Annotated in this window: 15 protein-coding genes and 1 pseudogene; 9 read left to right on the top strand and 7 right to left on the bottom strand. The window is 60.7% G+C overall.

All coding sequences use genetic code 11. From position 1 onward, the window contains the following. Positions 1–159: 159 nt before the first annotated feature. The 3 genes from VRB54_RS19285 to xseA all read right to left on the bottom strand — a co-directional run bounded on the left by VRB54_RS19285 (position 160) and on the right by xseA (position 6,668). Positions 160–4,101, bottom strand: a complete 3,942-nt coding sequence (locus VRB54_RS19285; RefSeq protein ID WP_338478407.1) for a membrane-targeted effector domain-containing toxin — start codon at positions 4,099–4,101, stop codon at positions 160–162. 362 nt (positions 4,102–4,463) lie between these two features. Beyond that, positions 4,464–5,285 carry a peptidoglycan DD-metalloendopeptidase family protein gene (locus VRB54_RS19280; protein WP_338478406.1) on the bottom strand — a complete coding sequence of 274 codons (822 nt, stop codon included), beginning with the start codon at positions 5,283–5,285 and terminating at the stop codon, positions 4,464–4,466. A 3-nt stretch (positions 5,286–5,288) separates the two neighbouring features. Further along, on the bottom strand, positions 5,289–6,668 hold the full coding sequence (gene xseA, locus VRB54_RS19275) for an exodeoxyribonuclease VII large subunit (RefSeq protein WP_338478405.1): 1,380 nt from the start codon (positions 6,666–6,668) through the stop codon (positions 5,289–5,291). A gap of 98 nt (positions 6,669–6,766) precedes the next feature. Here xseA and VRB54_RS19270 point away from each other — a divergent pair, with 98 nt between their 5' ends. The 4 genes from VRB54_RS19270 (at position 6,767) to guaA (ending at position 11,461) form a co-directional block, all read left to right on the top strand. Next, positions 6,767–7,534, top strand: coding sequence for a sulfite exporter TauE/SafE family protein (locus tag VRB54_RS19270; RefSeq protein WP_338478404.1), 768 nt, complete (start codon positions 6,767–6,769; stop codon positions 7,532–7,534). A 144-nt stretch (positions 7,535–7,678) separates the two neighbouring features. Then, positions 7,679–8,227, top strand: coding sequence for a sugar ABC transporter ATPase (locus VRB54_RS19265; RefSeq protein ID WP_209984525.1), 549 nt, complete (start codon positions 7,679–7,681; stop codon positions 8,225–8,227). 105 nt (positions 8,228–8,332) lie between these two features. Then, positions 8,333–9,802, top strand: a complete 1,470-nt coding sequence (gene guaB / locus VRB54_RS19260) for an IMP dehydrogenase (RefSeq protein ID WP_003238496.1) — start codon at positions 8,333–8,335, stop codon at positions 9,800–9,802. 81 nt (positions 9,803–9,883) lie between these two features. Beyond that, positions 9,884–11,461 carry a glutamine-hydrolyzing GMP synthase gene (gene guaA / locus VRB54_RS19255; protein ID WP_003238499.1) on the top strand — a complete coding sequence of 526 codons (1,578 nt, stop codon included), beginning with the start codon at positions 9,884–9,886 and terminating at the stop codon, positions 11,459–11,461. 114 nt (positions 11,462–11,575) lie between these two features. Here the strand turns inward: guaA and VRB54_RS19250 are convergent, their stop codons facing one another. From VRB54_RS19250 to treR, 3 genes and pseudogenes are all read right to left on the bottom strand, one after another. Next, entirely contained in the window at positions 11,576–13,879 is a 2,304-nt protein-coding gene (locus VRB54_RS19250) for an autotransporter outer membrane beta-barrel domain-containing protein (RefSeq protein ID WP_338478403.1), read from the bottom strand. Between the two features lie 268 nt (positions 13,880–14,147). Next, positions 14,148–14,974, bottom strand: a pseudogene (locus tag VRB54_RS19245) (alpha/beta hydrolase). A gap of 160 nt (positions 14,975–15,134) precedes the next feature. Next, the gene (gene treR / locus VRB54_RS19240) at positions 15,135–15,839 is read right to left on the bottom strand and encodes a trehalose operon repressor (RefSeq protein WP_338478402.1); all 705 of its coding nucleotides are present in this window, start codon (positions 15,837–15,839) and stop codon (positions 15,135–15,137) included. A 252-nt stretch (positions 15,840–16,091) separates the two neighbouring features. Between treR and treP the strand changes: the two genes are divergently transcribed. From treP to VRB54_RS19215, 5 genes are all read left to right on the top strand, one after another. Further along, positions 16,092–17,534 carry a PTS system trehalose-specific EIIBC component gene (gene treP, locus VRB54_RS19235; RefSeq protein ID WP_338478401.1) on the top strand — a complete coding sequence of 481 codons (1,443 nt, stop codon included), beginning with the start codon at positions 16,092–16,094 and terminating at the stop codon, positions 17,532–17,534. A gap of 119 nt (positions 17,535–17,653) precedes the next feature. Beyond that, complete coding sequence (treC, locus tag VRB54_RS19230) at positions 17,654–19,300, top strand: alpha,alpha-phosphotrehalase (protein WP_338478400.1); 1,647 nt, start codon at positions 17,654–17,656, stop codon at positions 19,298–19,300. A gap of 71 nt (positions 19,301–19,371) precedes the next feature. Next, entirely contained in the window at positions 19,372–20,592 is a 1,221-nt protein-coding gene (locus VRB54_RS19225; RefSeq protein ID WP_338478399.1) for a carbohydrate porin, read from the top strand. 34 nt (positions 20,593–20,626) lie between these two features. After that, entirely contained in the window at positions 20,627–23,158 is a 2,532-nt protein-coding gene (gene ptsP / locus VRB54_RS19220; RefSeq protein ID WP_338478398.1) for a phosphoenolpyruvate--protein phosphotransferase, read from the top strand. A gap of 2 nt (positions 23,159–23,160) precedes the next feature. Further along, positions 23,161–23,439: a PTS glucose transporter subunit IIB gene (locus VRB54_RS19215; protein ID WP_338478397.1), complete on the top strand. Its 279-nt coding sequence runs from the start codon at positions 23,161–23,163 to the stop codon at positions 23,437–23,439. 144 nt (positions 23,440–23,583) lie between these two features. Here the strand turns inward: VRB54_RS19215 and mltF are convergent, their stop codons facing one another. Next, entirely contained in the window at positions 23,584–25,044 is a 1,461-nt protein-coding gene (gene mltF, locus VRB54_RS19210; protein WP_209984488.1) for a membrane-bound lytic murein transglycosylase MltF, read from the bottom strand. Positions 25,045–25,300 lie beyond the last annotated feature (256 nt).

The following is a 25,300-nucleotide window of genomic DNA, read 5'->3' as shown; positions in this document are numbered from 1 at the left end:
AATTGATGAAATTACTCTTTGTTTGTCTTTTTTTGATGCTTTAAAGCTGTTTTTTGTACTTTATTGATCTTTTTTTGCGGCAAGTATTCTGCGGTCGCAATTTTAAATGGAAGCGAAAGGGAAGGGCGCCATGGCGCACCCTCCCGAACCCTCGGTACGTTATGCCTTCAGGTACTTATCCACATTGCGTTCAATCTGCACATCGCCTCCCCAGAACTCCATCTCGTCAGTAAGGTTTTTGGTATGCGCAGGTACCCTGATAGTGCTGGCGGCCCCTTTGGCGGCGTCACGTACTGAAACGCCCAGCCCGCCTGTGAGCTCCGCGATACCAGGGACGGCGCCGCCGGTATATGGGTCAACGTAATTGTTCATATGAGCGTTGCCGACCAGCGTTACCCATTTCTCCCCCTTGGGAGTGTTTTCGATGATTTTAGTGGCAAAGTAGTTGAACTCTTCCAGACGATCTATATAAAAGCCTTCGCTATTTACGAAATTTTGATATTCGCTCATGTGGCCTGTCAGTTCGGCATGTTCCAACCCGATGACCTTGATGCCATGTTTATGTGCCGCCTTCAGTACATCGGCCATGCTCAGTACGCTGTCTGCATATTTATCCTCTGGATAGCGCTGGCTCAGATATTTCGCATCATCTGCTGTGTAGGCCGTTCCTGCGAGCGTCGGTGAGCGTTCCAAAAAGTAAGCGTTTTCCAGATAAAGCGTGGTAACCCCCGCCTCCTTGAATCGCTCCATATTGTTGATTAAAAAATCCAGGCTCGCGACTTGTTCGTGGTTTTCCCCTATCACCCAGCCGTTAATATCAGGGCGGGAAAGCGTACTTTTGATCAGTTCACTTGGGGCTGTGTCGGCACTGACAGGCGTTATTGTCGGGCGCGCAGCCATCGGCCTGTTAGAAAAGGAATCATAGAACTGACCCATGTCACGCCTGAACCATTCTCTGAGCCTGTCTATTTCGGCCGGATCAACGAAGTCATCTGCGGCCGAGCCCTTTAATACCCTGTCTACGTAGTCGTCCAAAGGCAGGTCTGGTTTCCCACCCTTCAGCTTGTTGAGCTTCCATCCTCCGGTGCCAGTGGGTACCAGAGACGCGAATTGTTTTCCGCTGTTTGCATCGATAGCCCTTACTGAGCCACTTTCGAGCTTGTAAATCGGGCTGATTTTATAGGCGCGTTCCACGCCAGTACCGTCAGTGAAAGGAATATAGAAGTCGTCGCCGACTTGAAACGTGCCATCCGCTCGTTTGGTGCCATCAAGTACGCTTTGCGGGGCTGCGTGCTGACTGAAGTCCGGCAGGCGCGGCGGCCGTGCCTGGTTGCTGTTGATGGCTGCCGGTAGTGTGCCGGTGCCCGCAGACGTTGAGGGCACGTTCACCTGAATTTGATTTGCAGCGGCGCTGTTTGGCGGAGCAGGAAATACCCGCGTAGCCCGGCCGGACGGTACTGCCAGGGTGCCAGTGCCAGGTGCCAGGGTTGGGGTCTGCACGTATGGCTTGAACACGGGACGTGAAATCGGACTGGTGGGAATAGGCTGGCCTGTGGCAACAACGGTGAAATCGGAGAATGCCCTGGACAGATGACCGGGCTTGGTGAGGATTTTTCCAAGAGAGTTTCCCGGCAGCCGCATTATCTTCATCGCTGCTCTCGTCAGCCTCGAAGCTGCCGAGACCCCTTTGCCAATGATCGGCACCAGGTCCAGAAAGACACCCGCCAGTTCGATGCCAAACATCATTTTGTTATAGCGCGATTCCTTGGCCACCTCGGCATTGCTGACTGAGCTCAAGTCGGCGTTCTTGATCAGGATATCCGACACCTGCTGGTACAGGGCATCGCGAATATCCCCGTCAACAGGTCTGAGATAGGCGATTTTCGGTTCAAGGGCTTTCTGAACGTTTTCCAGAGTGCCGATGATGTTTTTGTCGCGATAGTCTTTAACCGTTTTCTGTAGCGACTCCAGCGGCGTCGAGTTGACGCGCGCGCGCGCGTAGGCTTGCCACTCTGGTTTATTCATCAATGTCTCCAGCTCCTGTTGGCTGGCCAGCGCGCGCCATGCTATGCCGTCAGGTGCCTCGGGACTGTAGAGCACCCGAGACGAGCGCCCGCCGCTACTGATCACGGTGACGCCCTGGACTGGCGCACCGTAGAACGACATCGTGTTGGCGACGACGGTTTTGCCGTCGACCTTGGGGCGTGTGGCCGCGTCAGGATAATCAATCACTGCCCTGACCCACTGGGGTGCCAATGATTTGCCCGCGCTGTCTGTTTCTGAAGCCGAATAGGCCGTTGGGCTCAGTTTTGCCAGGTAGGCGTGCTTGTTCATGGTGCTGCGCAGAGCGTGTTTCCAGGCTGAGCGCAGTTTATGCGGCTCACCGGTGCTGGCATCCGGCGCCAATTGCGCTTGGAGCATGTCGAGGTACTTGCCCCCTACATCCGCGTCTTCCACCAACGCCAGGAGTTCTTCGGTTTTCAGCACCCTGGGTTTGCCGTCACTGTCCAGCACAGGTTCGCCTTGGGCATCAAGAAGCTTGGCTCGCAGAGTGTCCTGGACGTGCTTGTCATTGTCTCCTGCGGGAAATGCCGTCGGGTTTTTCAGTGCCAGGTCGGTTAACGATGCCTCCTTGGTTTTGTAGTCGACCGGGGTGTACGCTCCGTGTCTGAAGCGTGTATGAATGCGCGACTTCGTCGTAGTCACGACTTTTGTCATCTGAGCGTCGATGGTCGCCCCAGGGTATTTTTTTTGCAGGGCCAGGTTCAATTGCTGGTTGGCGAACTGATGCAGCGCGGGGATTTTCTCGAGCATAGGCGCCAGCGTCTCAACGCTCTTTTGCTCTACACGGTCGAGATACTGGTAACCCCGGATCTGGATGGGCGTGAGACTTTTCAGCCACTGCGGCTGTTTTTTATCGGCCAGTCGTTCGTAACGGGCGAGCATGGCATTGTTGCCATCAAAATGCGCTGACCAGTCTGCCGCTTCATCGATAGCCGCGCCTATATCGGCGTCTTGCAGAGGCGTGGGGTGCAGGATCTGGTTTTCCGGGGACATGGTCTGCATGAGGGTCGCTTGAACCTCATCGGCCTGGCGCTTCAGCGATTGCGTAAACGCTTCGGCAATCACGTCGCCCTCAATCGGAGCAAGGCTTGAAACCAGGTCCTGGCCCCGTAGAGGGCTGTGAGTCTTTTGTGCCGACAGAGGCAAACCCTCTGCGAGCAGGGTTGCGGCTGTGCCCCGTGCATCCAGCCGTTGAGCCAGCACCTGGAACGCTTGAGCGCTGTTCTCGAAGGGTTCGAGGCCCTCACTTGGCGTGCACAGCACCACAGGCCCATCGTCGTTCCCAGGTGCAGAGCCTTCCTTGCTGGTGACTAGCCATGCTCCCGCCAGACGTGCACCGCTGGCGCTGTTGTCATTGATCAAGAGCGGGTAGACGCCTGGCCTTGATTCTGGCGCAAACGCCAGGTTGCGTTCTTCACGTGTGGGGTACTGGAGTACGGTATCCACCAGTTGCTTGGCTTGCGAACTCAGGTAGCCATCTTGCTCGCCCAGTGCCGCCAGGGTTGACAGCTGTTTCTTGTGTAACGACAGCAGCTGATCCTGGGCGGCATCTTTGAGGATTTCTTTTGGATTCGGTTGGGTCCAGAAGTTTTTCACGGTTTCTGGAAATTGGGTCGCAATACGCCTGGCTACTGTGTGCAGTGAATCAGCAGCGGTTACGGGCCGGGCCGCTTCGGTCGGCGCCGTCTTGAGCATGAATTGCGATGTGACGCCTGGCTCGTCGATAAAATTTTTATCCGGGTAGGCGTAAATTTCCTGAATAGCCCGTGTCAGCGCATCCAGAAGCGGTTCTTTGGACACAGCAACGGATGTGCTGCCGTCATCGCCCAGTCTGGATCGCTCTAGCGACAGCGCGGCTGGATCAAGGGGTTTGAGCTGGGGAAATGCCTGTTCAATCTGAGCGTTTACGAAGTCTCTGAATGCAGGCTGTTTTCTTTGCAGTCGGGCCATCTTGAGGCTGAGATTGTCGTATTCAGAGATGAGAAACTCAACGGGTCCGACTTTGAAGTGTCTTGAGAGCTCGTTGGATAAGCTCACTGGCTCTACGGGTACTACCGTGGGTTTTATTGGGGCATTCAGACCGTCTCTCAAGTGCCGCGACTGGGGCTGCGAGGGCGGTTGATCTGTCTCTCTGTTGGTTGCAGCAAGTGTATCAGCGAGCGTCAGAGCCGGGGCTGGCTCAGAGTGAAGTAACGGGATAGGTTGTGAACTGACGGATGTGAGCACGAAGCGTGTCTCCAACTAGCCTGAAAGGATGTGGGTCACGTTCCCTGTAACTTGCTGGATAAGTGACCTTTCGGCGTGTCGGGGTTCCGCGGTAAATGTAAGGGCATGCTGAGCGCTCCGTTGTGTGGAGGACCAGGCTTCTTGAACGGCTAAAAAGATATCTCGCGGGCTGACTACGGCTCAAAGGCACCGATAAAGATCGCCGGGTCCACCCGCGCATCGTTGAGGCTGATATTCCAGTGCATGTGCGGCCCGGTCGCTCGGCCCGTCGCTCCGACCCTGCCCACCACCGCTCCGCGCACCAGTTGCTGGCCGACTTTCACATCGATCTTCGACATGTGGCAGAACATGCTGATAAAGCCCTGGCCATGGTCGACGAACACGGTGTTGCCGTTGAAAAAGTAGTTGCCCACCAGAATCACCTTGCCATTGACCGGCGTCTTGATCGGCGTGCCGGCCGGTACGGCGAAGTCCAGGCCCGAATGGGGGTTGCGTTCTTCACCATTGAAGAAGCGGCGCACGCCGAACCGGCTGGACAGCGGCCCGTTGACCGGTTTGTCCAGCACCAGATTGCTCGGCACCGTGGGGCTGAAGCTGCGATAGGCCTTGAGCTGCACCGCCAGTTCACCCTCGATGCGCTTGAGCTGCGCGGGTTCGGGATTGACCTGGCTTTTGTTTTTCAGGGTGATGCGCTGTTCCGGGTACTTCTTGTAACCGACGATGAACGGCAGGCTGCGCCCACCGCTGCTGATGCGCTCGTTGCCCGGCTTGACCGTCAGCGGGATGCCGACAATCGCCAGCCAGTTGTCCTGCTCCTTCACCACCAGCACCGGCTTGCCCTGGTAGCTGGCTTTCGGCGCGGCGGCCGCAGGGCCGAGGTCGACCACCGCAACGCCGCCGGGCACCGGTTTGTTCAGGGTTCGGGTGATGTAGCTGTCGGCGTGGGCGTTGAATGCGAGGCACAACAGCATCAGCAGGCTCAGGAGGCGTGGCATCGATCAATCCAGTAGCGAAAGGGTGACAGGGGTGAGGTGGTTGTCTTCCACCCGCACTTGCAATTGGCCTTCACCGAGGCGGGCGGTCAGGCGCTGGCCGGTGTGGGTTTGCGAGGCATTGCGAATGGCCTGGCCGCGCTCGTCCAGAAGAATGCTGTAGCCGCGGCCCAGCGTCGCCAATGGGCTGACCACCTGCAGCGTCTGCACCTGGCTTTGCAACTGCAGACGGCGTGCCTTGAGGCCTTCGCGCATGGCGCGGGGCAGGCGTTCGGCCAGGCTGTCCAGGCGCTGGCGCAGCAGGGCCAGTTGGCGGCCCGGGTGCTGGCCGGCCAGGCGCGTTTCCAGGCGAATCAGGCGCTCGCGGCGGGTATTGAGGCTGCGCTCGAAGGCGCGGCGCAGGCGCATGTCGAGATCGTCCAGACGCTGGGCCTGCTGACGCAGGCGTTCGCCGGGATGACGCAGGCGTCGCGCCATGCCCTCCAGGCGCAAGCGGTCGTGGCGCAGGCGGTTGCGCATCAGCATCACCAGGCGGCGATGCAGGTTCTCCACCTGACGCACCAGGTGGCTGGCGTCGGGGGCGAGCAATTCGGCTGCGGCGGAGGGGGTAGGGGCGCGCACGTCGGCCACGAAGTCACAGATCGACACGTCGGTTTCATGCCCGACCGCGCTGACGATAGGCGTGACGCACGCGTCCACCGCGCGTGCCACGGCTTCTTCGTTGAAGCACCACAGGTCCTCCAGCGAACCGCCGCCCCGCGCGAGGATCAGCGCGTCAAACCCGCGCGCGTCCGCGCGCTTGAGTGCACGCACAATCTGCGGGATGGCTTCGCGCCCTTGCACGGCGGTGGGAATCAGGGTCAGCTCGATGTTCGGCGCCCTGCGGCGAAACACGCTGATAATGTCGCGAATCACCGCGCCGGTGGGTGAACTGATAATGCCGATGCGCCGTGGGTGCATCGGCAGCGGCACCTTGCGCTCGGCACTGAACAGGCCTTCGGCGCTGAGCTTTTCCTTCAGCGCATCGAACGCCAGGCGCAACGCGCCGTCGCCGGCCGGCTCCACCGTGTCGAGAATCAACTGGTAGTCGCCACGGCCCTCAAACAGCGAGACCTTGCCGCGTACCTTCACCGCCAGGCCATCCTTCAGCGCCTGGCGCACCCGCGCGGCGTTGTTGCGAAACAGCGCGCAACGCACCTGTGCGCCGCTGTCCTTGAGGGTGAAATACACATGGCCGGAGGCCGGGCGGGCGAGGTTGGAGATCTCGCCCTCAACCCAGATATTGGTGAACACGTCTTCCAGCAACACGCGTGCGCGGCCGTTGAGCTGGCTGACAGTCAGGACTTCGCGGTCCAGGCCCAGGCGGGCAAACGGGTCTTTAATCATGGGTGGCAGTTTATAGGTATTCCCGGGGCAATCACCACGGCCTTGTGCACATGAGCGGCTGCACTATGCTGAGGGGCGGCGATGAGCAAGGAGCCTGCATGACTGCAATCGAACTGTTGAACCACTGGCCTTTTAGCGGGATGGACTGGCTGGTCATTGGCCTGGGTGTGGTGCTGGCCTACGTCGTGTTCGGCGTCGCCGGGTTCGGCACGGCGCTGATCGCGGGGCCGATTCTGCTGCTGTTCATGCCGTTGTCGAAGATCATCCCGCTGCTGGTGCTGCTGGATTTTGTCGCCGCGTTCGGCGGCCTGTTGCACACCCGGCGCGAGGTGAACAAGGCGGAACTGTTGCGGCTGCTGCCGTGCATGGCCATTGGTTGCACACTGGGCGTGGTGTTTTTGCTCAACCTGCATTCGGATTTATTGCTGCTGTTGATGGGGCTGTTCATCAGCGCCTACGCGATTTACAGCCTTCTGGTAAAGGCGCGTCCGACACAACTGGCGGCGGGCTGGTCGATGCCCATGGGCACTGTCGGTGGGCTGTTCGGCGCGTTGTTCGGCAGTGGCGGCTTTTTATATGCCATCTACCTGAACAGCCGGCTGTCCAAGGAACAGGCGCGGGCCACTCAAAGTGCGCTGATCAGCGCAAGTACGCTGGTGCGCTTGAGTCTGTTTCTGCTGGCCGGGGTCTATGCGGACTGGCCTCTCTTGCTGTTGGCGCTGTGCCTGTTGCCGGCGATGGGATTGGGGCTGTGGTTCGGGCGCCGATTGACCATGCGCCTGTCCCGCGAGGCGTTTGTGAAGGTGGTGACGTGGCTGGTGCTGGCGAGCGGCCTTGCGTTGATCGGACGGTATTTGAGCACTTGACCTGTGTGGGGCAGGGATTAAGCTGCCTGCCTTCAGGGCCTTATCGCAGGCAAGCCAGCTCCCACATTTAGATCTGTAAACACATTTTAAATGTGGGAGCTGGCTTGCCTGCGATGGCGTCAGCCGCCACACCGCAGGACTCCAATGAACTCCCAAAGCATCCTTGTCCCGAAAATCTCCACCTTGCCCGTCCACGAACCCCGCGCACGGGCGATCGTGCGCTGGCTGGTGCGCAAGAACATCATCAAGGAAGAACTCACCACCTGTGGCCGCACCGGCAACCGCATGGCTTACGGCCTGGCCGACGGCGCCCGCGCCGTGGTGCTGCACCCCGAAGCGCTGCCGTTCAACGAGCCGATCAACGGGCTGGAGATCATCTACAAGCGCTGTATCTATACCCCGGCCAAGGGCTTTCTCGAAGAGGCCGGTTGCCCGCAATGCCTCAAGGAGATCGGCGAGGCGCTGTTCGAGAGCCTGGAAGACTGGATGCCCGGCCACACTGACAACTTCACCTGCCCGCTGTGTGGGCATGAAGATGACATCAACGGCTTTCTGTTCCTGCAGGAATGCGGGTTTTCCAACCTGGGTTTCATCTTCAACAACTGGGCGGAGGCGGGGTTCAAACAGAGCTTTATCGATGAGTTCGCCGATTGGCTGGACCAGAAGATCGCCTGGGTCAGGGTCGAGCTGTAACCCCTCCTATCCGTATTCCCAAATATGTCAGAGTTTTACATTGAGACCTGAGGGGTGTCTGAGTATAATGGCGCGCTTCCATTTTCCCGCTCGGGAGCCCCCGCGATGCTGCGTATCAGCCAAGAAGCTCTGACATTCGACGACATTCTCCTAGTGCCCGGTTATTCCGAGGTGCTTCCTAACGAAGTCAGTCTCAAGACCCGCCTAACCCGTGGCATCGAGCTGAATATTCCCCTGGTTTCCGCTGCCATGGACACCGTCACCGAAGCCCGTCTGGCCATTGCCATGGCCCAGGAAGGCGGCATCGGCATCATCCACAAGAACATGACCATCGAGCAGCAGGCTGCCGAAGTTCGCAAGGTCAAGCGTTATGAAGCCGGCGTGGTGAAAGATCCGATCACCATCGAAGCTGACGCCACCGTGCGTGACCTGTTCGACCTCACCCGCATGCACAACATTTCCGGCGTTCCGGTGCTGCACGATGGCGACCTGGTCGGCATCGTCACCTCCCGTGACGTGCGTTTCGAGAACCGTCTTGAAGTCACCGTCCGTGAAGTGATGACGCCTAAAGAGCGCCTCGTCACCGTCAAGGAAGGCGCCGACAAGAACGATGTGCGCGAGCTGCTGCACAAGCACCGCATCGAGCGCGTGCTGATCGTCGACGACAAGTTCGCACTCAAGGGCATGATGACCGTCAACGACATCGAAAAAGCCAAGGCTTACCCGCTGGCCAGCAAGGATGACCAGGGTCGTCTGCGCGTCGGCGCGGCAGTCGGTACCGGCAAGGACACTGGCGACCGTGTCTCGGCCCTCGTGGCTGCCGGCGTTGACGTGGTGGTGGTCGACACCGCCCACGGTCACTCCAAAGGCGTGATCGACCGCGTGCGCTGGGTCAAGCAGAACTTCCCTGACGTGCAGGTGATCGGCGGCAACATCGCCACCGGCGCTGCCGCCAAGGCCTTGGCCGAAGCCGGCGCCGACGCGGTCAAGGTCGGTATCGGCCCTGGCTCGATCTGCACCACGCGCATCGTCGCCGGTGTGGGTGTGCCGCAGATCAGCGCCATCGCCAACGTCGCCGCAGCCCTTGAAGGCACCGGCGTGCCGTTGATCGCCGACGGCGGCATCCGCTTCTCCGGTGACCTGTCCAAGGCCATCGTGGCCGGTGCGTCCTGCGTGATGATGGGCTCGATGTTCGCCGGTACCGAAGAAGCCCCGGGCGAGGTTGAGTTGTTCCAGGGCCGTTCCTACAAAGCTTACCGCGGCATGGGTTCGCTGGGCGCCATGTCCCAGGCACAGGGCTCGTCCGATCGTTACTTCCAGGACTCATCGGCGGGCGCCGAGAAACTCGTCCCGGAGGGCATCGAAGGCCGTGTGCCGTACAAGGGCAGCCTGAGCGCGATCATCCATCAACTGATGGGCGGCCTGCGTTCCTCGATGGGCTACACCGGCAGCGCCGACATCGAAGAAATGCGCACCAAGCCAGAGTTCGTGCGGATCACCGGCGCCGGCATGGCTGAATCCCATGTCCACGACGTGCAGATCACCAAGGAAGCGCCAAACTACCGCGTAGGTTGAGGCTTCCAGCAAAACGTTAAGTAACCGGGGCTGTTCTTTCAGCCCCGAGTTGTTTCTGATTCATTAGACGAGACTGACTTCATGGCCCTCGACATTCACGCCCACCGCATCCTGATCCTCGACTTCGGTTCCCAGTACACCCAGCTGATTGCCCGCCGCGTGCGTGAAATCGGCGTGTACTGCGAACTGCACCCGTTCGACATGGATGACGACGCGATCCGCGCCTTCGCCCCCAAAGGCGTCATCCTCGCCGGTGGCCCTGAGTCCGTGCACGAAGCCGACAGCCCGCGCTGCCCGCAAGCGGTATTCGACCTGGGCGTGCCGGTGTTCGGTATCTGCTACGGCATGCAGACCATGGCCGAGCAACTGGGCGGCAAGGTGGCAGGGTCCGAGCTGCGTGAATTCGGTTATGCCCGCGTCGACGTGGTCGGCAAGAGCCGCCTGCTGGACGGCATCGAAGACCACATCGACGCCGACGGCCTGTTCGGCCTCGACGTATGGATGAGCCACGGTGACAAGGTCACCAAATTGCCGGAAGACTTCCATATCCTGGCCAGCACCCCGAGCTGCCCGATTGCCGGCATGTTCAACGACGAACGCGGCTACTATGGCGTGCAGTTCCACCCGGAAGTGACCCACACCAAGCAGGGCGGGCGCATCCTGTCGCGCTTCATCCTCGACATCTGCCAGTGCGAAGCCCTGTGGACCCCGTCGAAAATCGCTGAAGACGCTATCGCCAGCGTGCGCGCCCAGGTTGGCACCGACAACGTGCTGCTCGGCCTATCCGGCGGCGTCGACTCCTCCGTGGTTGCCGCATTGCTGCACAAGGCCATCGGCGATCAGCTGACCTGCGTGTTCGTCGACAACGGCCTGCTGCGCCTGCACGAAGGCGAGCAAGTGATGGCCATGTTTGCGGAGAACATGGGCGTCAAAGTGATTCGCGCCAACGCCGAGGACCAGTTCCTCGACAACCTGGCCGGCGAGTCCGACCCGGAGAAGAAGCGCAAGATCATCGGCCGCACCTTCATCGACGTCTTCGATGCCCAGGCCAAACACCTGGACAACATCAAATACCTCGCCCAGGGCACCATCTACCCTGACGTGATCGAGTCGGCTGGCGCCAAGAGCGGCAAGGCCCACGTGATCAAGTCCCACCACAACGTGGGTGGCCTGCCCGAGGAAATGAACCTCAAGCTGGTAGAACCGCTGCGCGAACTGTTCAAGGACGAAGTCCGCCGCCTCGGCCTGGAACTCGGCCTGCCGTACGACATGGTCTACCGCCACCCATTCCCAGGCCCGGGCCTGGGCGTGCGTATTTTGGGTGAAGTGAAAAAGGAATACGCCGACCTGCTGCGTCGCGCCGACCACATCTTCATCGAAGAACTGCGCAAGGCTGACTGGTATCACAAGGTGAGCCAGGCATTCGTGGTGTTCCAGCCGGTGAAATCGGTGGGCGTGGTCGGTGATGGCCGTCGTTATGCGTGGGTTGTTGCACTGCGTGCCGTAGAGACCATCGACTTCATGACCGCGCGTTGGGCACATCTGCCGTATGAGCTGCTGGAGACGGTCAGTGGGCGGATCATCAATGAGATCGAAGGTATCTCGCGCGTGACGTATGACGTGTCGAGCAAGCCGCCGGCGACGATTGAGTGGGAGTAAGGCTAATACGCACCCACCTGTTTTATAACTAAAAAACAGATAGCGCATTACCCTCAGCTTCAAAACAACAAAGCCCGCATCAGCGGGCTTTGTCGTTTCAGACCAGGACGCTAATCAGAAGTCATAACGCACGTTCGCAGTGAACGTGTCCGCATTAAAACCACTGCTGGTCAGGTAGTTGTACATCCCTCCCACGCTCCACGCGCCAACACGGTAGTTCGCGCCCAGTCCCAGCTCGTAGCTGTCGCGCGCCGGTGTTGCGCCTGTGGTGGTGAACGGGGTGCCGCCGAGCACGAAGGTGGAGGTGGTACCGGCCTTGTCGCCGATGAAATCGTGCCAGGCCATCAGCTTCGCTTCCGGTTCCAGGCTGCCCGCACCTACGTCAAAAGCGGCCGCGAGGCGAGCGCCCAGGCCCATTTCGCCGATTTCATAACGCTGGCTGCCGACGTTGAGGGCGGCGGAGCTGCCTTTTTCACGGTACGAATCAATCGATACATTGGCATAGCGCGCCCCGACCTGTGGTTCCAGCAGCCACTGCTTGTCGAGCTGGAAGGTGTAGCCGGCCAGTGCGTTGACGCCGAAGATCTCACTGTCGTAGTCGGCCTTGGCGCGGGTACCGGCGATGTAGCGTTTGGACTCGTTGTCGTTCCAGCCGTACATCAGCGAGGTGTCGACAAAGAAGTTGTCACGGGCCCAGTTGCCGTACAGGGTCAGTGCATGGCCGCTCACGTCGGTTTTGTTGCCCAGGTCGGATTTGACGTCGCTGGTCAGGTAGCTGTAAGCCAGGCCAACAGTGGTGTCGGTGTTGAGCTTGCCGTCGGCACCCACGGCGATGCCATGGGTGTTGGCGTCGTAGCCGTCGATACCGTGGCGGCGGTCCTGGTTGGCATCGCTGGACAGCGCCTGCATCCATACGCCTTGTTCTGCCAGGACGTCTCCGGAGGACAGACCGCTGCGTGCTTTGCTGGCGCGGCGGTTGATGGCACTGGCAACCAGGTTCTGGCTGTTGGTGGCGGCATTGATCACCCCACGGCTGACGTCCGGGGTCAGGGTTTCGGCAAGTTTGGCAAGCTCTTCACGGGTGGCAGCGTTGGCGAAGTGCTGGAATACCGGGTCGCTTTCATCCATCAAGCCCAGGACAGTGTTCTTGAATGGCTTGATGGCGTTCACCGCGTTGCGCGAACCACGGGCACCCAGCAGGTCTTGCGTGATCACCTCATCACTGCGAGTGGCAACCAGTGCTTTCACGTCCTGGTCTTCAATGCCGAAGTTCTTCACCTCAAGCAGCGCCGAGGAGGACACCACGGACAGGTTCTGCGGCTCTTCCCAAGTGCCAGAGTTGATGAGGGTGTAGCGGGTGCCCTGGGCCGACGTGCGGAAGTCGTCGGAGCGAGCCTGCAGTTCGATCTGGCTGCCTGGAGAGAAGAAGGTATTGCCGGTGACTTTCAGGATCGGCGTGTTGGGCAGTGTGTTGTTATCCAGCAGCAGACGCAGGCGCGCAGTGTCGCTGTCCATGTCGAGGTCGCCCACAATCGTGGTTTGCGGGCGAAGCAGCGTCAGGCGGCCACCGTCGATATCGACGAAACCGGCGCGGATGGTCGAGCCATCGAACATCGCGTCCCCTTGTACCAGCACACCACTCAGGCCCAGCAGGTCACCCTTGACCTGACCACCTTGCCAGTAGAAGTACGAAGGGGAGGCATTGTCGTCCGCCAGAATGGCTGCAGTGCCGCCTTCGATCAGGCCGCCTGTCTGCCTGATGGAGAGGGTGTCGAAACCGCCGGAGGTGTCGAGACTGCGAAGGCGGATACCGATCCCGTCAGCGGAGATAGTCCCGCTGTTGTTGATATCACTCTGGAAGGGCGCGCCTGTCATCTGACCGGTAAAGCGGGCCATCTCGATGTCGATACCCATAGAGTCAGTGCCACGCGCGGTGATAGTGCCCGAGTTATTGACGCGCGCCTGGGTCGAGGTGATCAACATGCCTTCGGCTTGTACGCCAGCTACCGTGATGTTGCCGTTGTTGTTCACTTCACCCGCGATCTTTGCCAGATACAGGTCCAGCCCGACGACGGCTTTGCCGCTCACCGTAATGTCGCCATTATTTACCAGGTCGCCACCGACGTTGGAATTGAGCGTCATGGCGATACCGGACGGGAAGTCGGTGGGGTTGGCAGCCGTCAGGTTGATTTTGCCCTGGTTGACCAGGTTGCCCGCCAGGGTCAAGTCGTTCAGCACTACACCTGCATTGTGCGAGGTCCCGCTGAAGGTGGCGTTATTGAAAACATCACCGGAGCTGCTGTATGCCCCTGTGCTCAGATCGTAGTTGAGGTCGGGTGCGGACGCGGCATGGGCCGTGGCAGTGGTCGCCGCGACGGACAGCGCCAACAACGAGCGGCGCAGGTGGGAAATGTTCAAGGCAGTATCCTTACAGGGCAGAAACTGACAGGGAACAACCTACGCGTCAGCGTCTTTCTTTGGCTCCCTGCCAGCTTGTCAGTGAATGGCTGATTCAAGCGCGTGCGAATTTACACGATGCGTGTAAGAAAATTCATCATAAAAAAAGATTCAAGGACGGAAAAAAGCTGAAAATGCGACGCCATGGCTGTTTTTTGAGGTTATACGGGGTTGGTCAGCAATAAACGGAACTTAATTTGCGCCGTTGCGGTCGTGCTTGGGTCGGGCACTATTCGGATGTTTTTAAACGGACCTGTCCGCCCTTAATCTCAGAATTTTCATGTGCCAACGGCGTTTCAGCCCATCGGCTCCATGTCGCTTCCCACCCCCGTCATGGCTTGCGCCGGGTATCTGGACGCATTGAGAGAGGGGAGAGCCAAGCGCCTGTTGGTACTTGTCAGCTAAACCAGCTGGAATAATCAGGTCTGCTTGTGCGATGAGATGACGCTGCGGTACCAAGGCGAGTCGATCACGATAGTCCAACGGATCCAGTGAACCGTCGAGTGGCGACAGTCCTTTCATCGTCGCCCACAGGCGTGGACTGAGATTGCCAGCCAGGGTTTGCACCTGGGTAACATCATTGCGCTGCGCCGCTAACAATAAGGCGAGAGCGGCGCCACCTGAATACCCCACCAGTTCGAACTCGCTGTTGCCATATCGTCGTTTTAATTCGTCCAGCGCCTGGCTGAGGCGGGTGACCACTTCCTGAGAAAAGCGTCGATGGGTCCAGAGTGCTGGTTCGCAGGCTGCGGTCATGACGAACTGGCAGGGGCGTGCCAGGTACACATTCGGTGTCGGATCATCGACCGCCAGCCGTGGCACCAACAGAGTGTGCGGGCTCGGATCCAGGCTGGGTTGAGTGGCCGTCGCCCAGGCATGGCCATCGCCTTCCAGGTAGACCCGCAGGCGAGTCATCTTTTCTGCAGTGTGCGGCGCAAGTATGACGAGGGGGAAGCTGTGTCCCGACAAAACCTCCAATTGCCGGTCGTGCTCTTCAGCCAGCTGTTGCAGTGCCTCGCGCGGTGATTGGCAGGCGATGAGCAGCGCGCTGACCATCACCATGCAGGCTGTATAGAGGCCGGCCCGACAAGAAGGAAAATATCTACTCATCATGGGTCATCACGCACCACTGCCAATGGAGGCCTCGGCAGGTGGTTTATCAGTCATGACATTTTCCATGGTGTTGGTTGAGTATCCCTCGATGCTCACGCTCAGCCTACCGCCGCGCCACATCCGAAAAATAAAACTTGTCCAACGTATGCCGCGATTCGGTGTACTCGAACTGCCGTCCATCCTGCAAAAACGTCTGGTTACTCACCACAATCACATGACTCTGCCCATCAAGGTCCAGATGCGCCTGGTCGTCCTTGCTGCGGGGCAGGGCTTCGATGGTGCGCTGCGCGTAGCTGATCTGCAGCTGTAACTTTTCTTCGATAAAAGCATAGATCGACTGTTCGGCAATCGAGCGATCCAGCCCCGGGATCAGGTCGGCGATGAAGTGGTTGATGTCGAGGATCACCCGTTTGCCGCCGATGCGCCGTACCCGTTTGATGCGGGTGATCAACGTGCCGGGTTCGGCTTCGAAGTGTTGCAGCAGTGAGCCTTCCAGCGCCAGTTGGGTGAACTCGACGACGTCGGTGTGCACGTCATCGCCCAGATCGGCGTGGGTTTCATGGAAGCTGACGATGCCGCCCAGTTGAAATTCGATGGGGTTGGGCGACAGCACGAACGTGCCCTTGCCGTGGATCTTTTGCGCGAACCCGCGCTCCTGCAACTGCTCGATGGCGCGTCGCACGGTGCCTCGGCTGGCCTGGTAGCTGTCCATCAGTTCGGTTTCGGAGGGAAGGCGCGTGCCGCGCTGCAGGCGTTCAGTGGTGATGCTGGCAAGCAGATCCGTATAGATCTGGTTGTATTTGCTCATGGGGATGGCTCTGTGCCGGCGTTATGAAGGTGAACGGCGCGTTCAAGGCAGGAACCTTAGTGGCAGAGGTGGGGTTTGTCCATTGGACGCGGGCGGATGATCAGAAATGTCTGACTAAAAACTCGGAAAATCAAACGTTACGAAACTCGTACAGACGAGTTATTGCTTTAACTCGTCTGTACGAGTAGTTTTGCTCTCGGCGTGCTGCCAATGGCTGCCCTCAATAAAAAAATCAAAGTGGATACCACAAGCATGAGCCACGACTATTCCAATATCGCCCGCGAGATCCTCGAGAACCTTGGCGGGCGCGATAATCTTGAGCAAGCCGCCCACTGTGTGACGCGCCTGCGCCTGGCGCTCAAGGACCCCGCCCTGGTCAAAGTCAGCGCCTTGAACCAGGTCGATCTGGTCAAGGGGTCGTTCTTCACCGGTGGCCTGTTCCAGGTGGTGATCGGCCCCGGCGAAGTGGAAAAGGTCTACGCCGCCCTGCGCGAGCTGACCGGTCTGGCGGCGTCCACCATTGCCGACGTGAAGAAAGCCGGCGGCGACAAGACCAACCCCATGCAGCGTCTGGTGCGGGTGTTCTCCGATGTGTTCATGCCGATCCTGCCGGCGCTGATCATCGCCGGTCTGCTGATGGGCATTAACAACCTGATGGGCGCCAAGGGCATGTTCATCGAGAGCCAGACCCTCCTGGAGGCCTATCCGAACCTGGACGGGCTGTGGAGCCTGATCAACCTGATGGCCAACACCTCATTCGTGTTCCTGCCAGCGCTGGTAGGCTGGTCGGCGGCCAAGCGGTTCGGCGGCAGTGAAGTTCTCGGCATCGTGCTCGGCCTGATGCTGGTGCATCCCGACCTGCTCAACGCTTGGAACTACGGCAAGGCCGTTGCCGGGCTCGACGGCCAGAGCCTGCCGTACTTCGATATTTTCGGTTGGTTCCGGATCGAGAAGGTCGGCTACCAGGGGCAGATTCTGCCGATCCTGATGGCGGCCTTTGTGATGAGCGTGATCGAAAAATGGCTGCGCGCGCGGGTGCCGAATGCCATTCAACTGCTGGTGGTGCCGATCACCACCATCGTGGTGACCGGCGTGCTGGCGCTGGCGATCATCGGCCCGGTGACGCGTCACCTTGGCATCCTGATCACCGAAGGCCTGGTCACCCTGTTCGAAATCGCGCCCATGCTCGGCGGCGCGATTTTCGGCCTGCTCTATGCGCCGCTGGTGATCACCGGCATGCACCACATGTTTCTCGCCGTCGACCTGCAGCTTATCTCCACCCAGGGCGGCACCTTTATCTGGCCGATGATCGTCATGTCCAACCTGGCCCAGGGCAGCGCCGCGCTGGCGGTGTTCTACATGACCCGCAACGCGCGGGACAAAAGCATGGCCTCGACCTCGGCGATTTCCGCCTACTTCGGCATCACGGAGCCGGCGATGTTCGGCGTGAACCTGCGCTTCAAGTTTCCGTTCTATGCCGCGCTGCTGGGCTCGGCCCTGGGCAGCATTTTCCTCGCGCTGAACAAGGTGCAGGCGTCGGCCATCGGCGTGGGCGGGTTGCCCGGGTTTATCTCGATCATGCCGAGTGCCATCCCGGTGTTTGTGGTGGGCATGGTGATCGCGATGGTCGTGCCGTTTGTTTTGACCTGTGTGTTGAGCATGAAGATCGTTCGGCCCGGGTACAGGGTTGCCTGACCTGCCGCTATCGGGAGCAAGCCCCCTTCCACCGTTGGAATGCAGTTCAAGTGTGGGAGGGGGCTTGCTCCCGATGAGTCCCTCCTCGACGGCACAAAATTCTACTGAAGGAACCCGCCATGCAAAACTGGCAACACTCGGTGATCTACCAGATCTACCCCAAAAGCTTCCACAGCCACGCGGGTAACGCCACCGGTGACCTGCTCGGCATCGTGGACAAGCTCGATTACCTCCAGTGGCTGGGCGTCGACTGCCTGTGGATCACGCCATTCCTGCGCTCGCCGCAGCGCGACAATGGCTACGACATCAGCGATTACTACGCCATCGACCCCAGCTACGGAACCATGGCCGACTGCGAGCTGCTGATCGGCGAAGCGGCCAAACGCGGCATCAAGTTGATGCTCGATATCGTGGTCAACCACACCTCCATCGAGCACGAGTGGTTCCAGCAGGCGCGCAGCAGCCTCGACAATCCGTACCGCGACTTCTACATCTGGCGCGACCAGCCGAACAACTGGGAATCCAAGTTCGGCGGCTCGGCCTGGGAGTACGAAGCGCAGACCGGGCAGTACTACCTGCACCTGTTCGACCACACCCAGGCCGACCTCAATTGGGACAATCCCAAGGTACGCGCCGAGGTGTTCAAGATGATGCGCTTCTGGCGCGACAAGGGCGTGGGCGGTTTCCGCCTGGACGTGATCAACCTGATCTCCAAGCCCGCCGATTTCCCCGAAGACAGCAGCGACGGCCGGCGCTTCTACACCGACGGCCCGAACGTGCACCAGTACCTGCAGGAAATGCACCGCGAAGTCTTCGAAGGCCATGACCTGATCAACGTCGGCGAGATGTCCTCCACCAGCCTGGAGCACTGCATCCGCTACTCGCGGCCGGAGTCGAAAGAGCTGTCGATGACCTTCAATTTTCATCACCTGAAAGTCGACTACCCCAACCTGCAGAAGTGGGTGCGTGCCGACTTCGATTTTCTGCAGCTCAAGCGCATTTTCTCCGACTGGCAGCTGGGCATGCAGGCCGGCGGCGGCTGGAACGCGCTGTTCTGGTGTAACCATGACCAGCCGCGGGTGGTCTCGCGCTTTGGTGACGACGGCGAACATCGCGTGGTCTCGGCGAGGATGCTCGCCACCGCGCTGCACTTTTTGCAGGGCACACCGTTTGTGTACCAGGGCGAAGAGCTGGGCATGACCAATCCGGGGTTCGACCGGATCGAGCAGTACCGCGATGTGGAGACCCTGAACATCTTCCGCCTCAAGCGCGATGCCGGTGAGTCCGAGGCGTCGAGCATGGCGGCGATCATGCAGAAGTCGCGCGATAACGGGCGCACGCCAATGCAATGGAGCAGCGCGGCGAACGCCGGCTTCAGCAGCGGCGAACCGTGGATCGGCATCCCGGCCAATGCGGCGCAGATCAACGTCGACTGCCAGCGGGATGACCCGGATTCGGTGCTGCATCACTACCGCGCACTCATCGCCTTGCGCCGCCGCGAACCGCTGATCCAGGAAGGCGTTTACTGCGAGTTGCTGCAAGGCCATCGGCAGGTCTGGGCCTACCTGCGCGAAGGCCACGGCGAACGCTTGCTGGTGGTCAACAATTTTTACGGCCAGCCCTGCGACATCCAGTTGCCTGGGTACGTGATCAATGCAGCGAGCGAGCAACGCCTGCTGATCAGCAACTACCCCGATTGCCCCGCGCGTACGGGCACGGTGGCGTTGCGTCCTTATGAATCCTTTGTGTTGCACCTCAAGGACTGAGCCTCGTTGTAACCCCCGCATGGGCATGCGGGGGCGCTTCAAAACCATAATAAAAATGAGTGGAGTGCGTCATGAAAACAACTATAAAGCTGGGCCTCGTTGCTTCCTGTCTGAGCCTGCCGTTCGGCGCCGAGGCGCTGGAATTTTCCGGTTATTTGCGCAGTGGCGTGGGGACGTCCACGGGCAGTGGCAAGCAGCAATGCTTCCAACTGCCGGGTGCGCAGACCAAGTATCGGTTGGGCAACGAGTGCGAGCAATACGGTGAACTGGAGTTGCGCCAGGACCTGCTGACCCTCGACGACGGTTCGGTATTCAGCGTCGATGCGATGGCGTCGCTGTACAACAAATATGATCGCGCCCTCACGTTTCAGGGCGAAGACAACGGCTCGGCGCGCATGCCGCAGTTGTACGCGCAGTGGTCGAACCTGCCCGCCCTTAACGGCGGATCGCTGTGGGCCGGGCGGCGTTACTACAAACGCAACGACATCCATATTTCCGACTTCTACTACTGGAACCAGAGCGCCACCGGCGGCGGTATCGAGGACGTGCTGATCGGCGGCCTCAAGTACAGCTACGCGCTGTCGCGCAAGGACAACCTGTACCAGAAGGAATACGCCACCCGTCACGACTTCAACGTCGCCGGCTTCAACACCAACCCCGGCGGCGAGCTGGAACTGGGCTTGAGTTACATCGCCAGAGCCGGTGGGCGCGACACCAACAGCGGCTGGGCCTTGACGGCGCAGCATGTGCAAACGGGCTTTCTGGGCGGCAAGAACAAATTCGCCCTGCAATACGGCGAAGGCCCCGGCACGGGCCTGGGCTACACCGGCAACACCTTTCTCGACAAGAGCAGCAAAAGTTACCGCGCCGTCGAGTTCTTCGACTGGCAGGTGACTCCGCGTTTCGGTGGGCAGGTCGAGGCGGTGTACCAGAAGGACATTCGCCCCGGCAGCCAGGACCAGACCTGGATGTCCATCGGCGTGCGCCCCGCGTATGCGCTCACCGAGCAATTCAAGTTGGTCACCGAACTCGGCCATGATCAGGTCGACGCCGCCGGCGGAACGCGCAAGCTGAGCAAATTCACCTTCGCCCCGACCTGGTCACCCAAGGGCCCGGAATTCTGGGCGCGGCCGGAGGTGCGTTTGTACTACACCTATGCGACCTGGAACGCGGCGGCCAAGCGTGCGGCGAATGAACTGGCGGCCGGTTCGGCGTTGTCCGACACCGGTGCCTACGGCAGTGCCCAGCATGGTTCGAACGTGGGGGTGCAGGTTGAATACTGGTGGAAATGAACGCGGACCCACTCAAAAAACAACAGGTGAAGTCATGACCCTATCCAAACCCCTGGAACTGCTGGCGCCCCTGTCCGGGGTGCTGCTGGCGCTGGAGCAGGTGCCCGACCCGGTATTTTCCAGCCGCATGATTGGCGATGGGATATGCATCGACCCTACTTCGCAAACCCTCTGCGCACCGTTCGCCGGGGTCATCAGCAATATCCAGGACACCGGGCACGCCGTCAGCGTCACCGACGACAACGGCGTGCAGGTACTGATGCATATCGGCCTGGACACGGTGCACCTGGCCGGCAAGGGTTTCACCCGATTGGTTGTGGAAGGCCAGCGGGTGGAGGCCGGGCAAGCGCTGATCGAGTTCGATGCCGACTACGTCGCGCTCAATGCCCGCAGCTTGCTCACGCTGGTGCTGGTGGCGAGCGGCGAGCCGTTTGTGCTGCTGGCGCCGGACGCCGACACGGTAGTGGTCGGGCAGCCACTGATGCAGGTGTCGCCCGCCGACGCAGATGAGGTAACCGGCAGGGACGAGGGCAATGCCGTGTTCTCCGAGCCGCTGACCCTGCCCAATGCCAACGGTCTGCACGCGCGCCCCGCGGCGGTGCTGGCGCAGACGGCCAAAGGCTTCAAGGCCACCGTTCACTTGCACAAGCAAACCCAAAGCGCCAATGCCAAGTCCCTGGTGGCGATCATGGCGCTGCAAACCGTGCAGGGCGATACCTTGCAGGTCAGCGCGACAGGGGAGGATGCTGACGCGGCGATCAAGGCGTTGGTCACCTTGTTGGCGCAGGGTTGCGGCGAGACCGTCGAGGCTGCGCCGCAGGCAGCGCAAGCGGCCACGCCCGATGCGTCGGCGACCTTGCTGCGCGGCGTGTGCGCGTCACCGGGCTCGGCGTTCGGCCAGGTGTTTCAAGTGGCTGAACCGGCGCTGCACATCATCGAAAACGGCGCCGGCACCTCGGCTGAACACGCAACGCTCACCCGTGCGCTGATGGCCGCCGCCGAAGCCTTGCAGGCGCTCCAGGACAAGGCGGCCGGCAGCGCCCAGGCGCAGATCTTCCGCGCCCATCAGGAACTGCTCGACGACCCCACCCTGCTGGAGCAGGCCCATGGTCTGCTCACCAAGGGCAAAAGCGCCGCGTACGCCTGGAACAGTGCCACCACCTCAACCGCCAGGCTGTTCCTCGGCATGGGCAATGCGCTGCTCGCCGAGCGGGCGGCGGACCTGGCCGATGTCGGCCGGCGTGTGCTGAAGCTGATTCTGGGCGTTCAGGACAGCGCCTGGGAGTTGCCCGAGTGCGCCATCCTGATCGCCGAGCAACTCACCCCGTCGCAAACCGCCGGCCTGGATACCGGCAAGGTGCTGGGGTTTGTCACCGTCGGCGGCGGCGCCACCAGCCACGTCGCGATCCTGGCGCGCGCCCTTGGCCTGCCGTCACTGTGTGGCGTGCCCATGCAGGTGCTGGCCCTGGCCAATGGCAAGCAGGTATTGCTCGACGCCGACAAGGGCGAGTTGCACCTGGCGCCGGACCTGGCCGAAATCGAAGCACTGCAAGTCGAGCGCGAACAGCAGCTACAGCGGCGTGAGCGGGACATGGCACAGGCGTCAGCGCCTGCCATTACGCTCGATGGGCATCGCATCGACATCACCGCCAACGTCGCCTCGTTGCAGGAGGTACAGCAGTCCCTGACCCTGGGCGGCGAGGGCGTCGGCCTGCTGCGCTCGGAGTTTCTCTACCTGGACCGCAACCGCGCGCCGGGCACCGAGGAACAGGCGGGCACCTACAGCGCCATCGCCCGTGCCCTGGGCACCGAGCGCAGTCTGGTGGTGCGCACCCTTGACGTTGGCGGCGACAAACCGCTGGCCTATGTGCCGATGGACGCGGAGGCCAATCCTTTTCTGGGCTTGCGCGGCATTCGTCTGTGTCTGGAGCGTCCCGAACTGTTGCGCGAACAGTTCCGAGCGATCCTCGCCAGTGCTGGGCTGGCGCGGCTGCATATCATGTTGCCGATGGTCAGCCTGCTGTCGGAGCTGCACCTGGCGCGCAAGATGCTGGAGGAGGAGGCGCAGGCGCTGGGCCTGAGTGAATTGCCCAAGCTGGGCATCATGATCGAAGTGCCGTCCGCCGCGCTGATGGCGGATGTGTTTGCGCCCCATGTGGATTTTTTCTCCATCGGCACCAACGACCTGACCCAGTACACCCTGGCCATGGACCGCGACCACCCCCGGCTGGCCAGCCAGGCCGACAGCTTTCACCCGGCAGTGCTGCGCCTGATCGCCAGTACCGTGAAGGCCGCCCATGCCCACGGCAAGTGGGTGGGCGTGTGCGGCGCACTGGCGTCGGAAATGTTGGCGGTGCCGCTGTTGATCGGCCTGGGGGTGGACGAGCTGTCGGTCAGCGTGCCGCTCATTCCCACCATCAAGGCCACGGTGCGTGAGCGGGCGCTGACCGACTGCCAGCTTATCGCTCGCCAAGTGCTGGGCCTGGAAGAGGCCGCCCACGTGCGCGAGGCCCTGCGCCAATTTCACGCGGCCAGCGTCGACACCTCACCTGTGCGGGAGAACTGAGCATGTTGGACAAATTGAAGCAGGCATTCTGGAAGGCCCTGACCCCGGACCTGATCGCCGAGACGGACGCCGCGCCGGTGCCGGGGCTGTTGTCGGCTGAGGTGTTGAGTGCATTGGGCGGGGCCGATAACCTCAAGTCGCAGCAACGGGTGGCGCTGACGCGTGTGAGGGTGCAACTGCAGGAGGCGGGGCGGTTGGATGAGGCGGCGTTAAAGGCGGCAGGGGTGCCAGGGGTGATGGTGTTGTCAGGCGGTGTCGTACACCTGATCACCGGCTTTTAAGCCCAAATGCAGATCCAGCCAGCAATGCAGATCCAAATGTGGTAGGGGGCTTGCTCCCGATAGTGGAGTGTCAGTCAATCAATACCGCGACTGATTCACCGCCATCGGGAGCAAGCCCCTCCCACATTGGTTTTTGTACTGTACTCAGAGTTTGGGGTTGTCTTCCGGCGGCTTGCTCTTGTCCACGCCCGGCACATGCAGGTCGCCTTCCACAACTTGGTTGCCCTCAAGCTGCGGCTGGGTCACCCAGGTGAGGATGTCGTAGTAACGCCGGATGTTTGCCACGAAGTGCACCGGCTCACCGCCGCGGGCGTAACCGTAGCGGGTCTTGCTGTACCACTGCTTCTGCGCCAGGCGCGGCAGCATCTTCTTTACGTCCAGCCACTTGTTCGGGTTCAGGCCTTCCTTCTTCGCCAGGATACGCGCGTCATCCAGATGGCCGGTGCCCACGTTGTAGGCGGCGAGGGCGAACCAGGTACGGTCCGGCTCGGCGATCTTGTCGTCCAGCTCATCCTTGATCCGAGCCAGGTACTTGGCGCCGCCCATGATGCTCTGTTTGGCATCCAGGCGGTTGGACACGCCCATCGCCTGGGCCGTGTTCTGCGTCAGCATCATCAGGCCGCGCACGCCGGTCTTGGAGGTGACGGCCGGCTGCCACAGCGATTCCTGATAGCCGATGGCCGCCAATAGCCGCCAGTCGACCTTTTCTTCCTTGGCATAGGCCCGGAAGTGCTTCTCGTATTTGGGCAGGCGTTGCTGCAAGTGCTGGGCGAAGGTGTAGGCGCCGACATAGCCGAGTACATCCACATGCCCGTAATAGCGGTCTTTGAGACGCTGCAAGGTGCCGTTCTTTTCCACCTTGTCGAGGTAGCTGTTGATCTCGTTGAGCAGGCTGTTGTCGGTGCCTGCGGCCACGGCCCAGCTCTGGTTGCTGGCATCGCCAAGGTCGAAGGCCACGCGCACGTTGGGGAAGTACACCTGGTTCATCGCCACTTCGTTGGAGTCGACCAGGGTCAGGTCGATTTGCCCCTCGTCCACCATGCGCAACAGGTCGACCACCTCGACGGCGTCGGATTCTTCATATTCGATGGCAGGGTTCTGTTTTTTCAGCGCCGCCAGTTGTTCGGCGTGGGTGCTGCCCTTGAGCACCATGATCTTCTTGCCCACCAGGTCCGCCGCGTTGGTCGGGCGTGACTGACCATTGCGATAGATGACCTGCGGGGTCACTTCCAGGTACGGATGGGAGAAGCGCACCTGCTGCTGGCGCGGCTCGCTGCGCACCAGGCCAGCGGCGGCGAGCACCGGGCCGTTGGGCTTGCCCAATTGGCCGAAGAGGTCATCGAGGTTGTCGGCGGTCTCGATCTCGAGCTTTACGCCCAGGTCATCGGCGAAGCGCTTGACCAGTTCGTACTCGAAACCGGTTTCACCGTTGCGGTCCTGGAAATAAGTAGCGGGGCTGTTCCGGGTGATCACCCGCAATACGCCATCCTCCTTGATTCGTTCGAGCGTGCTGGGTTTGTCAACACAGGCGCTGAGCATCAGGAAGAGTCCGGTTGCGAGCAGCCATTTGGCGCATCGCGGGCGCAAAGCAGTTGGGGAGAACATCTGCGCAGTATACGCAAACGGCCCGTGGCGCCATATCTCGACAGCGGCGCACTTGTCTGCTAGCGCCGCAAAAACTGTGCTGCAGCCCGCAGAAACGTGGGTTGGCGCACGATTGTGACGGTTAAAATAACTGCGCCCAACGCCAGGGATTTTGCCCCGATAGGGTGCAATCGCGGCCAACTGACGTTCGGCGACGGCCAGCGGTGCCGTTTCGGGTGCCGTTGGCGAAGGTTTACGCTAGAATGCACGGCCTCAA

Source organism: Pseudomonas trivialis (assembly GCF_036864995.1).
GTDB lineage: Bacteria > Pseudomonadota > Gammaproteobacteria > Pseudomonadales > Pseudomonadaceae > Aquipseudomonas > Aquipseudomonas trivialis.
This window is presented reverse-complemented; position numbering and strand designations above follow the sequence as displayed.